Source organism: Streptomyces sp. NBC_01317, from assembly GCF_035961655.1.
GTDB lineage: Bacteria > Actinomycetota > Actinomycetes > Streptomycetales > Streptomycetaceae > Streptomyces.
The window spans coordinates 3,058,854-3,072,849 of the sequence record NZ_CP108393.1 but is presented as its reverse complement, the minus strand read 5'-3'; the positions used below and the strand labels follow the sequence as shown (position 1 = coordinate 3,072,849).

Below are 13,996 nucleotides of genomic sequence, written 5' to 3'. Positions count from 1 at the left end.
ATTGCTTGTCGCTGTCTAACATCCGAGCCGATGTCGGGTCAATGGTGGCCCCTCCACGCATCGGCCGAGCGGTGAGGAGCCCCAGAGTGACCGGAGTGACCGGACCCGTGCCCGCGCGGGTGGACGTCGTCTGCCTCGGTGAGTCCATGGTCACGTTCCTGCCCTCCCGCCCCGGCCGCCTCGCCGACGTGCCGTCCTTCGACCGCGCCATCGGCGGCGCCGAGTCCAACGTCGCGTGCGCGCTGGCCGCCGCCGGGCATGCGGTGAAGTGGGTCAGCCGGGTCGGCGCGGACGGCTTCGGCGACCATCTGGTGGCCGCCGTCGGCGCGTACGGCGTCGACACGTCGGGGGTCCGGCGCGACCCGGAGCGCCCCACCGGCATCTACTTCCGTACGGCGACGGACCGCGCGACCGACGCGCACGAGGTCGCGTACTACCGGGCCGGGTCCGCCGCCTCGGCGATGTCCCCGGCGACCGTGCCGTACCGCGACCTGTGGGCCGGCCGGGTCCTGCACCTGTCCGGGATCACCGCCGCGCTCTCCGCGGACTGCCTGGCCCTGATGCGCGAGCTGACCCGCCGCAGGCCGGGCCGCCCCCTCGTCTCCTTCGACGTCAACCACCGGCCGGGGCTGTGGCGGGACGGCTCGGGCGCGGAGATCCTGCTGGGACTGGCGCGCGGCGCGGACCTGGTCTTCGTCGGCGAGGACGAGGCGGCGGAGGCGTGGGGGCTGCGGGGCGCGGACGCGATCCGCGCGGCGCTGCCCGAGCCGCGGACGGTGGTGGTCAAGCGGGGGAGCGCGGGGGCGACGGTGCTGACGCGGGAGGGGGAGGACAGCACCCCGTACAGCGATCAGGACCTTGCTCAGGACACCACCCACGTCACCGCCCCCGACACCATCACCGACATGCCCGCCCTCCACGTCGACGTCGTCGCGCCCGTCGGCGCCGGTGACGCCTTCGCCGCCGGCTTCCTCTCCGCGACCCTCCGCGGCCTGCCCGCCGCCGCCCGCCTCCGCCACGGCCACCTCATGGCCGCCGCCACCCTCACCGTCCCCGGCGACCTCGGCACCCCGCCCGCCCGGGCCGACGCCGACCGCCTCGCGGGCCTCGACGGGCGCGCCTGGGAGAGACTTCGTCTCGGCCCCGGCTGGACGGCGGCCATCGAGCAGGAGGTACGTACCCGATGAGCCAGACCGTCGACCGCGCGCTGAGCATCCTTCCCCTGCTCGCCCAGGGGCCCGCCGACCTCGGACAGGTCGCCGAGCGCCTCGACGTGCACAAGTCCACCGCGCTGCGGCTGCTCCGTACCCTCCACGAGCACGGGCTCGTCTACCGCCAGCAGGACAACCGCTACCGCCTCGGCGCCCGCCTCTTCGCGCTCGCCCAGGAGGCCGTGGAGAACCTGGACGTACGGGAGATCGCCCACCCCCATCTCGTCAAGCTGAACGAACAGGTCGGCCACACCGTCCACTTGGCGGTGCACGAGGAGAACGAGGTCCTCTACATCGACAAGGTGGAGAGCCGCTATCCGGTCCGGATGTACTCCAGGATCGGCAAACCGGTCGCCATCACGGTCGCCGCCGTCGCCAAGCTGCTCCTCGCCGACCTCCCCGAGGCCGAGCGCCGCGCCCTCGCCGAGCGGCTCGACTTCCCCCTGTACACGCCCCGTTCGATCCCCAACGCCTCCGCGTTCCTGCGGGAGTTGGCCACCGTACGCGAACAGGGCTGGGCCACCGACCTCGGCGGCCACGAGGAGTCCATCAACTGCATCGGCGCCCCGATCCGGGGTACGGACGGCAGAGCGGTCGCCGCCATGTCGGTCTCCGCGCCGAACGTCGTCGTCACGGCCGAGGAACTCCTCACCCTGCTCCCGCTGTTGCGCCGCACCGCCGACGTGATCAGCCGGGAGTACTCCGGCACCACCCACTCCAAGGAAGCACGCACATGAGCGAGAACACGCCCCAGCTCCCGAAGACCGCGCTGACCCCCGCCACGCACACCGCGCCGCCGGCGAAGTTCTCGCACGGCGTCCGCAAGGGCAACATCCTCCAGGTCGCCGGGCAGGTGGGCTTCCTCCCCGCCGCGGACGGCAAGCCGCCGGTCCCGGCGGGCCCGACCCTGCGCGAGCAGACGCTCCAGACGTTCGCCAACGTCAAGGCGATCCTGGAGGAGGGCGGGGCGAGTTGGGACGACGTCCTGATGGTGCGCGTGTACCTCACGGACGTGGACCACTTCGCCGAGCTGAACGCGATCTACAACCAGTACTTCGAGGAGCAGGGCCTCAAGGAGGCCGCCGCCGCCCGAACCACGGTCTATGTCGGCCTGCCCAAGGGGCTGTTGATCGAGATCGACGCGCTGGCCGTCCTCGGTTGAGCCTTTCCGCCTTACCCCCGGTGAGCCCTTCCGTCTTACCCCCCGCCGCCCGGTACGGCGCCCCCCTCATGTCCGGCCGAACGACCGGCCGAACGACCGCGCGAACGACCGCCCGAGGGGGCGCCGTACCGCGATTCCCGCTGCCCGGAATGCCCAGAACAAGAGGTCCCCCCATGCTGCTCGCTGCCGACGCACCCCCTCAAACCCCGCCCCACACCGGGGGCTTCCTCCTGATACTCGGCGGTACCGGCGGGCTGCTCACCGTCGCCGCCCTCGGTATCGCACTCCTCCTCTTCCTGATCATCAAGGTCAGGATCCAGCCCTTCGTCGCCCTGCTCGGCGTCTCCATAGCCGTCGGCCTCGCCGCCGGGCTCTCCGTCACCGAACTCTTCGGTACGGTCCAGCGGTCCACCTCCGTCTCGATGATCGAGTCGGGCATGGGCGGCATCCTGGGCCACGTCGCGATCATCATCGGCCTCGGCACCATGCTCGGCGCGATCCTCGAAGTGTCCGGCGGCGCCGAGGTGTTGAGCGCCCGGCTGCTGAACCTCTTCGGTGAGAAGCGCGCGCCGCTCGCCATGGGCGTCACCGGTGTCATCTTCGGCATCCCGGTCTTCTTCGACGTCGGCATCTTCGTCCTCGCGCCGATCGTGTACGCGGCCACCAAGCGGTCCGGCAAGTCGATCGTCCTGTACGCGATGCCGCTGCTCGCCGGTCTCTCCATGACGCACGCGTTCCTGCCCCCGCACCCGGGCCCCGTCGCCGCCGCCGGACTCTTCCACGTGGACCTGGGCTGGATGATCCTGATGGGCGCGCTCGTCGGGATACCCGCCGTCCTGGCCGCCTGGGTGTACGCGGCCTGGATCGGAAAGCGCCTCTATGTGGAGGTCCCGCAGGACATGCTGGAGGCGGCCGAGGAGGCCAAGGCCGCCGTCGCCGAGGAACAGCGTGCCGCCGGGGTGGCCCCGCAGGAGGCGCCGGTCGGCCTGGGCACGGTCCTGGCGATCATCGGCACCCCGCTGGTCCTGATCCTGCTGGCGACCTTCTCGTCCATCGCGCTGGACCCGTCGACCGGCCGCTCGGTGATCGAGTTCTTCGGCCACCCGTTCGTGGCCCTGACGATCGCGCTGCTGCTCGCGTACTACCTGCTGGGCCTGCGGCGCGGCTGGTCGCGCCAGTCGCTGGAGCGGGTCTCCACCGCGTCCCTCAAGCCGGTCGGCAACATCCTGCTCGTCGTCGGCGCCGGCGGGGTCTTCGGCGCGGTCCTCAAGGGCAGCGGCATCGCGGACGCCCTCGCCGACACCTTCCACGACGTGGGCCTGCCGGTCATCCTGCTGGCCTGGCTGATCTCGGTCGTGCTGCGGGTCGCCCAGGGTTCCGCGACCGTCGCGATCGTCACCACCGCGGGCATCGTGGTCCCGCTGGTCGAGGGCCAGGGCTTCTCGCAGGCGCATCTCGCCCTGATCATCATGGCCATCTCCGCGGGCTCGATCTTCGCCTCGCACGTCAACGACGGCGGGTTCTGGATGGTCGCCAAGTACTTCGGCATCTCGGAGCGCGACACCCTGAAGTCGTGGACGGTCCTGGAGACGGTCCTGTCGGTGGCGGGCTTCGTGGTGGCGGCGTTGCTGAGCCTGGTCATCTAGAGGAGCCCGTACGAGACGGATCCGTACCGCTCGAACCGCTGTCCGTGGCGCCGCAGGCCCTCTTGCGCGATCACCGCCCGCCCCGCTTTCGTGACGTGGGTCACGTACGGGGACGAGAGTGGAGGCGCGAGACGCATGGCAGGCACCACGGACAGCGGCACGGGCGAGTACAGCGGTACGGACGGGACCGTCCCCGCCCGGCCGGGGACGGCGCGGCCCGCCTCCACCCCCACCTCCGGCCCCCGCAGGTCCAGTTGGCGGTACATCGGCCCCGGGATCGTCGTCGCCGCGACCGGCGTCGGCGCGGGTGACCTGGTCGCGACGCTGATCGCGGGCAGCCAGTTCGGCTACACCCTCCTGTGGGCCGCGATCATCGGCTGCGTCGTCAAGATCTCGCTCGCCGAGGCCGCCGGGCGCTGGCATCTCGCCACCGGGACCACCCTCTTCGAGGGCTGGCGCAGCCTCGGCCACTGGACGACGGTCTACTTCGCCGTCTACGTCGTCGTCTGGGGTTTTGTGTACGGCGCGACCGCCATGTCCTCCAGCGCCCTGCCGCTCGTCGCGCTCTTCCCCGAGGGCCCCGGCCTCAAGACCTGGGCGGTCGCCACCGGTCTGGTGGGGCTGGCCTTCGTCTGGTTCAACCGGTACGCCGTCTTCGAGAAGGTCATGACGGTGCTGATCGGCATGAAGTTCCTGATCGTCATGTACGTAGCGATCCGGGTGGCTCCCCGCCTCGGCGACGCGTTCGCGGGGCTCGTACCGGTGCTGCCGGACGGCTCGCTGCTCTACACGCTGGGGCTGATCGGCGGCGTCGGCGGCACGATCACGATGGCCGCGTACGGCTACTGGGTCAACGCCAAGGGGTGGACCGACTCCCGCTGGATGCGGGTGATGCGGCTGGACAACCGCGTCGCGTACGTCACCACGGGGTTCTTCGTCGTCGCCATGCTGATCATCGGCGCCGAGCTGCTGCACTCCTCCCAGATCGCGCTGACCTCGGGCGACCGGGGGCTGATCGACCTCGGCACGATCCTGGAGGACCGCTTCGGGGTGGTCACGGCGAAGCTCTTCCTGGTGGGCTTCTTCGCCACGTCGTTCGGCGCGCTGATCGGGGTGTGGCACGGCGTGAGCCTGATGTTCGCCGACTTCGTGGACCGTATCCTCCGGGAACGGCGGGGGGCCGGCACCGAGGACATGGTGGAGACGGTCGCCTCGGGGGAGCGGGAGCGCTCGGTCCTGTTCCGCGCGTACCTGCTGTGGCTGACCTTCCCGCCGATCGGGCTGCTCTTCCTGGACGAGCCGTTCGGACTGGTCGTGGTGTACGGCGTCCTGGGCGCGTTTTTCATGCCGTTCCTGGCGCTGACGCTGGTCTGGCTGCTCAACTCCTCCCGTACGCCCGCCCAGTGGCGCAACGGGGTGCTGAGCAACGTGATGCTCGCGGTCGCGGGACTGCTGTTCGTCGTGCTGTGCGCGAAGCAGGTCAAGGATCTGATCTGGTAGGTCCGTCGTGCGGGGTGCGTCCGGGGCCGGACGCGCGACAGCGCCGTCGGGTGGGGTTCGACGGCGCTGCCGGCCCTGTGGGGGGTCTTCGGTCGTGCGGGTCCGCTACGGGAGGGAGTGGACCTTCGGGCCGACGGCGTTCGACCAGGCGTTGCCCGCCGTCGCGTCCCAGTTGGTGGACCAGGTCATCGCGCCACGCAGGCCCGGGTAGGTCTTCGACGGCTTGAACGAACCGCAGTTGGTGCCCCGGGTGAGGCAGTCCAGCGCGTTGTTCACGATCGTCGGGGAGACGTAACCGCTGCCCGCGCCCCGCGTGGAGGCGGGGACGCCGATGCCGACCTGGGCCGGGGCGAGGCCGCCTTCGAGCTGGATGCAGGCGAGCGCGGTGAGGAAGTCCACCGAACCCTGCGAGTAGACCTTGCCGTCGCAGCCGAGCATCGAACCGCTGTTGTAGTACTGCATGTTGACGACGGTGAGGATGTCCTTCACGGCCAGCGCGGTCTTGAAGTACTCGCCGCCCGTGTTCTGCATGTCGATGGTCTGCGGCGCCATCGTGAGGACCATGTTCGGACCGGCCTTCGCGGCCAGCTGGTGCAGGGCGCTGCTCATGTACGTGGAGTTGAGGCCGTTCTCCAGGTCGATGTCGACCCCGTTGAAGCCGTACTCCTGCATCAGCGCGTAGGCGCTGTTGGCGAACGCCGTCGCGGAGGCGGCGCTGTTGATGGAGATGGTGCCCTTCTCGCCGCCGATCGAGAGGATGACCGACTTGCCGGCGGCCTTCTTCGCGGCGATGTCCGACTTGAACTCGGCGGCGGAGCCGTAGCCGACGGCCGGGTCCAGGTTGAAGGTGATCTGGCCGGGGGTGGCGGTCGCGTCGGCGAACGACACGGCGATGATGTCGTACTGCGCCTGCACGTCACGGAGCTTCTGGACGGTCGCGCCGTTGTTGAAGTTCTGCCAGTAGCCGGTGAGCGCGTGCTTGGGCACGGTCGGGTTGGTGCCGCCCCCGCCCCCGCCGCCGGTCGCCGAGGTGGTCGCGTTGACCGTGGCCGACTTGGGGCCCTCACCGGCCGCGTTGGTCGCGGACACCTGGAATGAGTACGACGTGCTGGCCGCCAGGCCCGTCACGGTCGCGGACGGGGAGGTCGACGACTGCACCTTCGTACCGTTGCGGTAGATGTTGTATCCGGTGGCGTTGGACACCCCGCCCCAGTTGAGGGTCACGGACGACGAGGTCACGGAGCCGGCCGTGAGACCCGCGGGAGAGCCGGGGATCGTCGGGCCGGGGTCGCTGCCACCGCCGCCGTCGGGGCCGAAGACGGAGATGTCGTCGGCGAAGTAGGTGGGGGTGCCGTACCAGCCGTGGGTGTAGACCGTCACGGACCTGGTCGAGGCGCCCGTCCTGAAGCTGGTGGTGAGCTGCTTCCACGAGGTGCTGTCCGGCGTCCAGGTCGACACGTCGGTCGTCCCGGTCCCCTCGGCCCCCAGGTAGGCGAGCCCGCCCTGCACCCAGGCGCTCAGCGTGTACGTCGAGTTGGGCTGTACGGCGACGACCTGCGAGCACTTGGCGTTGTCCTGGCCGCTGGGCGCGCCCTTCAGGGCCGCCGCGCCACCGTGTACGGGCGAGCCGACCGTGGAGCCGCTGCCGGCGGAACAGGTCCAACTCCCGAGACCGGACTCGAACCCCGCGTTCTTCGCCACGTTGATGTCGGCCGCCTGCGCGGTCCCGGCGAGCCCGGTGACACTCAGCGCTCCGGCGGCCGCGACGGCCACCGCCCCGCCGATCCATGTTCTGACGCGTCCTCTGGAGCCTGGTGCACGTTCCACTTGCTGCCTCCGCTGGGGGATCGGGGATGGAGGTACGTAAAGAGTGAGAGGAACGGTGGCCACCGTTGGACGTAGAAACTGGTCCAGACCAATCAAGTTGTCAAGACCTCTGGCAGAAGGTCGTATACGGGAGCGCTCCCCGACCGGCCCGAATGACGTCCGGCGGGCTGCTTCGCCCGATTTTGTAGCTGCCCGTCATGTGACGGCCACAGCCCGGGTATCCGAAAGGTGTTCTCTGCACCGTAAGACGTGGATAAAGTGCTGGGGCAGGAGAACGGAGCAGGAGAGATCTGCGGTCGCCGGGGCTCCGGCGTCCCGGGCTGAACGGGGAACCAACGTGCCGACCGCGATCGCTGTCACCAGCCCCGATCTGGTGCTGCCGCCGACCGACCAGCAGACGCCCACCGCGACCCTGCTCCAGCCGCCCGACGCCCAGCCGTTGGGCGACGCGCTGGCCGACATGCAGGTGCTCGTCGAGCAGTACGGCTATGTGGTCGCCGTCTATCCCGCGACCATTCCCACCCCGCACGAACGGCGGCTGCACACCGTCCGCAACCTCCTGGAGAGCGACCGGATCGCGCTGCTCAAGGTGGACCTGCCGCCGCTCGCGGTGGCCGTTCTGGTGCGCCAGCTACGGCAGTTGTCCCTCTGCGACTTCCACCCGGGGATCATCGCCTCCGCCGCCCGGCTGCTCTCCCACTACATCCACGCCGGTGCCCTCCTCAACTCGGTCGCCCGGCTCGACCGGGTCCCGGTGAGCCTGAAGACGCACGCCAAGTCCTGGGTGCCCGGAGCGCAGTTCGGCGTTGTCGCCAACCCCGTACCCCAACTGGTCAAGATCGGGTCCGGTGAATTGGACGGACCGGATTTCGCCACCCATCTTGTGGTCGCCCAGGGGTCGTCGCAGTCCGACTGGGTGACGGAGACCCTCGCACCCGCCTGGCGCGTCCAAGGCATTCAGGAGTGCGCGCTGCCGGCGGAATCGCCGGCCTGGTGGGGCACGGCGAAGATGATCGAATTCGCCGCGTTCCTGCCGGACATCTCCGTGCTCTACCAATTGGTCGCGTCGGTCCGCCGCGAGGTGTGCGGCTGGTGCGGCTCCGAACTCATAGGAGACCGCTGCGGATTCTGTTCCGCGCCCCTCGGTCCGCCCGAGACCCGCGGCCGCGTCAGCGGTGTGCTGACCAGGGGAAGCCCCACGCGCCAAGGGGCGTAGCCCGTCGGCCGGACACCCGGCGGCCTCCCCGTACCCGCTCCGATCTGTCACGCTTCCCTGACCCACGTCTTCGAACGAGGTTGCCCCTCCCATGAATGCACGGCAACGCCGCGGCGTCATACTCCTTCTCCTCTCGATCCTCTGCGCCGTCGCGGCCTTCGCCGGTGTGCTCTCGGTGATACGGGACGTGAATTCGAAGGTCGGCCCCGAGGTCGCCGCGTACCGGCTGAAAGCGGATGTGGCGCCCTACACACCGCTCCGGAGCGGGCAGTTCGAGAAGATCGAGATGCCGGAGCGCTGGCTGTCCGAGAACGCGGTGACCGACCTCTCCGTACTCAACGGAAAGATCGCCGTCACCACGCTGAAAAAGGGATCCCTGCTCCAGGACGACATGATCGTCAAACGCCCCGAACTCGCGGCGGACGAGCAGGAGATCGCCATCATGATCGACGCGGAGACCGGCGTCGCGGGCAAGATCAGGCCGGGTGATCTGGTCAACATCTTCGCGACCTTCCCCGGCGACAACGACGGCGCCACGGCGCAGTCCCGGATCATCGTCCCCAACGCCAGGGTCCTCGACGTCGGCAAACTCACCGCCCTCGAAGCCAAGGAGAGCGACCGGACCCGCACCGGACTCCAGCAGGCCGTCCCCATCACGTTCGCGCTGAAGACCAAGGACGCCCAACGGGTCGCGTACGCCGAGTCCTTCGCGGACCACGTGCGACTCGCCCTCCTCCCCGACGGCAATCCGACAACGCTGCGCCCCGGGGAGAGCACCTACACGCTCGAAGGGGACAAGTGAGGGACGCATGACCACCCGAATCCTTCCGGTCGTCGGTGACGCCGACGCCGCCCGGTCCATCACCACCCTGCTCAGCCAGCTCCCCGACGCGGAGCCGGCCGCACCGGTCGGCGACTCGACCTCGCTGATCGACACCCTGGCCCGGCTGGCCGCCGAGTCGATCGACGAGCTGCCGGAAGTGGTCCTGGTCCACGAGCGGATCGGACCGGTGCCCGCGCTCGAACTCATCCGGGAAGTGGCCCTGCGCTTCCCGGCCGTCGGCGTCGTCCTGGTCACCTCCGACGCCAGCCCCATGCTCTTCTCGGCCGCCATGGACTCCGGCGCCCGGGGCCTGGTCGGACTGCCGCTGTCGTACGAGGAGTTGGCGCAGCGCGTCCAGTCCGCCGCCGGGTGGTCCGTGGGCGTACGGCGCCATCTCGGCCAGGGCGCCGAGGTGTTCAGCGGGCCCGGGGGCATCGTGGTCACGGTCAGCGGGGCGAAGGGCGGTGTGGGGACGACCCTGACCGCCGTACAACTCGCGCTGGCGGCGCGGGCGTCGGGCATGACCACGGCGCTCGCCGACCTGGACCTCCAGGCCGGGGACGTGGCCTCGTACCTCGATGTGCAGTTCCGCCGGTCGATCGTGGACCTCGCCACCATCCAGGACATATCGCCCCGGGTGCTCCAGGACGCCGTCTTCATCCACCACACGGGGATCGGCCTGCTGCTGGCGCCGGGGGAGGGGGAGCGGGGCGAGGAGGTCAACGAGCGGTCCGTACGGCAGATCGTGAGCGCGCTGCGCCACCGGTACGACGTCGTGGTCATCGACTGCGGCACGCAGATGAACAGCGCGAACGCGGCGGCGATCGAGATGGCCGACACCACCCTGCTGCTGACCACCCCGGACGTGGTGTCGGTACGGGCGACCAAGCGCATGGTGCGGCTGTGGGACCGGCTCCAGATCCGCAAGGCGGAGGAGACCGTGACGGTCGTCAACCGCCATACGAAGAACACCGAGATCCAGCCCCAGCTGATCGAGCGGATCACCGGCACCCGGGTTTCCCGGTCGGCGATCCCCGCGAACTTCAAGGAACTCCAGGCGGTCGTGGACGCGGGCCGGTTGCAGGATCTGGAGTCCAAGTCCACCGTGAAACAGGCGATCTGGGGCCTGGCGGGCGAACTGGGCCTGGTGAAGGCCCAGGAGGGCGAGCGGAAGCACGGCAAACCGGGCAGGACCAGGACCAGGAACAGGGCGGAACGAGACCGGGTCGGGAACCCCGGACCGAGCGCGATCGGAGCGAGACGGGTGAGAGGGCAGATCGAGCCATGAACCGTCCCGGGACACCTACGGGGATACGTACGCGGTACGGAGAAGCGCGGCGCGGTGACACGTGTGACGCGGAGAGGATCGGCGCGCGGCTGCGCGAGGACCGGGGCCAGGCCGCGTTCGAGTTCACCGGCATGATCCCGATCATCCTCGGCACCCTGGTGCTGCTCTGGCAGGCGGCGCTGATCGGCTACACGTTCTCGCTCGCCGGCAACGCGGCGGACAAGGCCGCGCGGGCGGCGGCGGTGGGCGAGCCCTGCGGCGCCGCGGCGGCGGAGGATCTGCCCGGCGCCTGGAGCATGGGCGCGGTCAACTGCGGCGGGGGCGGCGGCGATCTGGTGACCGTCGACATCGGCCTCAACACGCCCGTGCTCTTCCCCGGCTTCAACATCCCGGTCAACATCACGGCCCACGGGTCCGCCCTGAGGGAGACCACGCCATGAGCGCGCGGAGGGATCGGGAGAAGGGCCAGGCGGCCCTGGAGTTCGCCGGTGTGATCACGCTGCTGCTCATCGTCGGGCTCTCCGCCGTCCAACTGGGCCTGGCGGCCTACGCCGTACAGCAGGCGGGGACGGCGGCGCGGGCGGCGGCCCGTACGGCGTCCTACCAGGAGGCCGACGTGGCCCCCCAGACGGCCGGGGAGGCGGCCGTCAGCGGCTGGCTCACCGCCGACATCGGTATGACGGACACCGGGGAAGCGGTGACAGCCACCGCCACGGTCGACGTCCCGTCCGTCCTGCCCCTCTTCCAGTTCGGCCCCGCGGTCAGGAGCGCGACAATGCCGAAGGACTAAGCGCCGGGCCCGTACACCGGCCGCAACAGCAACGAGCAGATCCGGCACATCCGCAACACATGAGCGAAACGTGGGAGTTGAGGACATGAGCCTGCGGGCACGCATCAACAGCCCCGAGCCGTCCAACGGGCACGGCGAGGAGAGCCTGCTCGTCGGGGTCTACCGCGCGAAACTCCTCGAAGAGATCGACCTCGCGGAGATGTCCGCGCTGGCCGCGGCCGAACGCCGGGCCCGCCTGGAGCGCGTCCTCGGCCACATCATCAGCCGGGAGGGCCCGGTCCTCTCCACCGTCGAGCGGTCCCAGCTCATCCGCCGCGTCGTGGACGAGGCCCTGGGCCTCGGCATCCTGGAGCCGCTGCTGGAGGACGCGTCCATCAGCGAGATCATGGTCAACGGCGCCGACCAGGTCTTCGTCGAGCGCGGGGGCCGGCTGGAGATGCTGCCCCTGCGCTTCGCGTCGAACGAGCAGCTGATGCAGACCATCGAGCGCATCGTGTCGACCGTCAACCGCCGCGTGGACGAGGCCAATCCGATGGTCGACGCCCGGCTCCCGTCGGGCGAGCGTGTCAACGTCATCATCCCGCCGCTGTCCCTGACGGGACCGATCCTCACCATCCGCCGCTTCCCCCGGGCCTTCACCCTCCAGGAGATGATCGGCCTCGGCTCGCTGGACCAGCAGATGATGCTGCTCCTGGGCGGACTGGTGCGCGCGAAGTTCAACGTCATCGTCTCCGGGGCCACCGGCACCGGGAAGACGACCCTCCTCAACTCCCTCTCCGGACTGATCCCCGAGGGCGAGCGCATCGTCACCATCGAGGACTCCGCCGAACTCCAGCTCCAGCAGTCCCACGTCATCACGCTGGAGAGCCGCCCCGCCAACGTGGAGGGCAAGGGCCAGGTCAGCATCCGCGACCTCGTCCGCAACTCCCTGCGTATGCGGCCCGACCGGATCATCGTCGGTGAGGTACGAGGCGGCGAGACGCTCGACATGCTCCAGGCGATGTCCACCGGTCACGACGGCTCGCTCGCCACCGTCCACGCCAACAACGCGGAGGACGCGCTGATGCGGCTCCAGACCCTGGCCTCCATGTCGGAGGCCGGGATCCCCTTCGTGGCGATCAAGGACCAGATCAACAGCGCTGTCGACGTCATCGTCCAGCTGACCCGGCACGCCGACGGCTCCCGCCGCGTCACCGAGATCGCCATCGTCGACTCGCAGGGCAGGGAGGAGTACCGGATCGTCTCCGTGTGCAAGTTCCTCGCCCAGCCCATGGCACCCGACGGGCGGATCTACGGGAAGTTCGAGTACTACCCGCTGCCGCGCCGGGTCGCCGAGCGCCTCTACCTCAAGAGCGAACCGGTGCCGCCGGCCTTCGGAGTCGCCCGTACGGAAGCGCAGTTGGCGATACGAAGCTCACCTGCGTGACGCGCTCGCCATAGGCGCGTCCCCCTGCCCAAGCCCCCGAGCCGCCCAAACCTCCGACCCGTCCAAGCCTCCGACCCGCCCACGTCCCCGTCCCGTCCACCGAGAAGGTCCGTACGCCATGGTCAACCTCCCGCTCCTGACGGTCGGCCTCACCCTGTCCACGGGTGTGCTCGCCGTCGTCGGCGTGCACGTCTACGCGTCGGGCAGGGCCCAACACCGGGCGCTCGTCGACCGCATGACCCAGTCGGGCCAGCTCGCGGCGGACACCGGCCGCCGCAGGCGGTTCACCGGGGTCGACCGGCGGCTGCGCGGGACCACCACGGGCAAGCGCATCGAACGGAAGATCGCCGCGACGGGACTCGACCTGACCCCGGGCGAGTACACCGTCTACGTGGCGGCCGGCCTGCTCGCCCTCTACTTCGTCGTCGGCGCGGTCTTCGCCCCGTTCTTCGGCTTCCTGGCGGCGCTGGTCGGCCTGTGGGGAGGCAACGCGTTCCTCAACTGGCAGCGGGTGAAGCGTACGGAGGCGTTCATCGGCCAACTCCCGGAGCTGACCCGGGTCCTGGCCAACGCCACCCACGCCGGGCTGGCGATGCGTACGGCGCTGGCCATGGCTGCCGAGGAGTTGGACAACCCCGCGGGCGAGGAACTGCGCAGGGTCGCCGACCAGCTCAACATCGGCCACTCCCTGGACGACGCGCTGGGCGAACTGGCCGACCGGCTGCCCTCCCGCGAACTGGTCGTCCTGGTCACCACGGTGGTGCTGTCCAGCCGGGCGGGCGGCCAGATCGTCAGCTCCCTGCGCAACCTCACCGAGACGCTGGAGGAGCGCAAGGAGACCCGCAGGGAGGTCACGACCATGCTCGCCCAGGTCAAGGTCACCGCCCTCGCGGTGCCCCTGCTCGGCCTCGGCTTCCTGCTGATGATCAACGCCATGGCGCCGGGCGCCCTGGACAAGATGACAGGCTCGGTGATCGGCCAGGTCGGCACGATCGTCGCCTTCGCGATGTACGCCGCCGGCTACATCCTGATCCGCCGCATGTCCCGTATCCAGGTCTGACCCCCGGCCCGGAGCGGAGAGAAAGGACAACTCATGGGATCAGGAAC

General features: G+C 70.1%; 14 protein-coding genes. 12 read left to right on the top strand and 2 right to left on the bottom strand.

Going from position 1 to position 13,996, the window contains the following annotated elements; translation table 11 throughout:
* Positions 1-146 precede the first annotated feature (146 nt).
* From OG349_RS12860 to OG349_RS12845, 4 genes are all read left to right on the top strand, one after another.
* Positions 147-1,187 carry a sugar kinase gene (locus tag OG349_RS12860; RefSeq protein WP_442806380.1) on the top strand — a complete coding sequence of 347 codons (1,041 nt, stop codon included), beginning with the start codon at positions 147-149 and terminating at the stop codon, positions 1,185-1,187.
* The gene (locus OG349_RS12855) at positions 1,184-1,948 is read left to right on the top strand and encodes an IclR family transcriptional regulator (RefSeq protein ID WP_327234736.1); all 765 of its coding nucleotides are present in this window, start codon (positions 1,184-1,186) and stop codon (positions 1,946-1,948) included. The genes OG349_RS12860 and OG349_RS12855 overlap by 4 nt, the downstream gene beginning before the upstream one ends.
* A complete protein-coding gene (locus OG349_RS12850; RefSeq protein WP_327234735.1) occupies positions 1,945-2,373 on the top strand; it encodes a RidA family protein in 429 nt (142 codons plus the stop codon). Before OG349_RS12855 ends, OG349_RS12850 begins: the two co-directional genes overlap by 4 nt.
* Positions 2,374-2,546: 173 nt before the next feature.
* Complete coding sequence (locus tag OG349_RS12845) at positions 2,547-4,019, top strand: GntP family permease (protein ID WP_167027840.1); 1,473 nt, start codon at positions 2,547-2,549, stop codon at positions 4,017-4,019.
* On the opposite strand, the gene OG349_RS12840 is transcribed toward OG349_RS12845, so the two are convergent.
* Entirely contained in the window at positions 4,016-4,156 is a 141-nt protein-coding gene (locus tag OG349_RS12840; protein ID WP_327234734.1) for a hypothetical protein, read from the bottom strand. The genes OG349_RS12845 and OG349_RS12840 overlap by 4 nt on opposite strands.
* Here OG349_RS12840 and OG349_RS12835 point away from each other — a divergent pair.
* On the top strand, positions 4,155-5,519 hold the full coding sequence (locus OG349_RS12835; RefSeq protein ID WP_327234733.1) for an Nramp family divalent metal transporter: 1,365 nt from the start codon (positions 4,155-4,157) through the stop codon (positions 5,517-5,519). The genes OG349_RS12840 and OG349_RS12835 overlap by 2 nt on opposite strands.
* Before the next feature lie 105 nt (positions 5,520-5,624).
* On the opposite strand, the gene OG349_RS12830 is transcribed toward OG349_RS12835, so the two are convergent.
* Positions 5,625-7,346, bottom strand: coding sequence for a chitinase (locus tag OG349_RS12830; protein WP_327234732.1), 1,722 nt, complete (start codon positions 7,344-7,346; stop codon positions 5,625-5,627).
* A gap of 337 nt (positions 7,347-7,683) precedes the next feature.
* Here OG349_RS12830 and OG349_RS12825 point away from each other — a divergent pair, with 337 nt between their 5' ends.
* The 7 genes from OG349_RS12825 (at position 7,684) to OG349_RS12795 (ending at position 13,949) form a co-directional block, all read left to right on the top strand.
* Positions 7,684-8,562, top strand: coding sequence for a zinc ribbon domain-containing protein (locus OG349_RS12825; protein WP_327234731.1), 879 nt, complete (start codon positions 7,684-7,686; stop codon positions 8,560-8,562).
* Positions 8,563-8,653: 91 nt separating this feature from the next.
* Positions 8,654-9,364: a Flp pilus assembly protein CpaB gene (cpaB, locus tag OG349_RS12820; protein ID WP_327234730.1), complete on the top strand. Its 711-nt coding sequence runs from the start codon at positions 8,654-8,656 to the stop codon at positions 9,362-9,364.
* Positions 9,365-9,371: 7 nt separating this feature from the next.
* Positions 9,372-10,673, top strand: a complete 1,302-nt coding sequence (locus tag OG349_RS12815) for an AAA family ATPase (protein ID WP_327234729.1) — start codon at positions 9,372-9,374, stop codon at positions 10,671-10,673.
* Positions 10,670-11,113 (top strand): pilus assembly protein, encoded by a 444-nt coding sequence (locus OG349_RS12810; protein ID WP_327234728.1) that lies wholly within the window; start codon positions 10,670-10,672, stop codon positions 11,111-11,113. The genes OG349_RS12815 and OG349_RS12810 overlap by 4 nt, the downstream gene beginning before the upstream one ends.
* Entirely contained in the window at positions 11,110-11,463 is a 354-nt protein-coding gene (locus OG349_RS12805; RefSeq protein ID WP_327234727.1) for a TadE/TadG family type IV pilus assembly protein, read from the top strand. Before OG349_RS12810 ends, OG349_RS12805 begins: the two co-directional genes overlap by 4 nt.
* Positions 11,464-11,548: 85 nt before the next feature.
* Entirely contained in the window at positions 11,549-12,889 is a 1,341-nt protein-coding gene (locus OG349_RS12800) for a CpaF family protein (RefSeq protein WP_161306621.1), read from the top strand.
* Between the two features lie 118 nt (positions 12,890-13,007).
* Positions 13,008-13,949 carry a type II secretion system F family protein gene (locus tag OG349_RS12795; protein ID WP_327234726.1) on the top strand — a complete coding sequence of 314 codons (942 nt, stop codon included), beginning with the start codon at positions 13,008-13,010 and terminating at the stop codon, positions 13,947-13,949.
* Positions 13,950-13,996 lie beyond the last annotated feature (47 nt).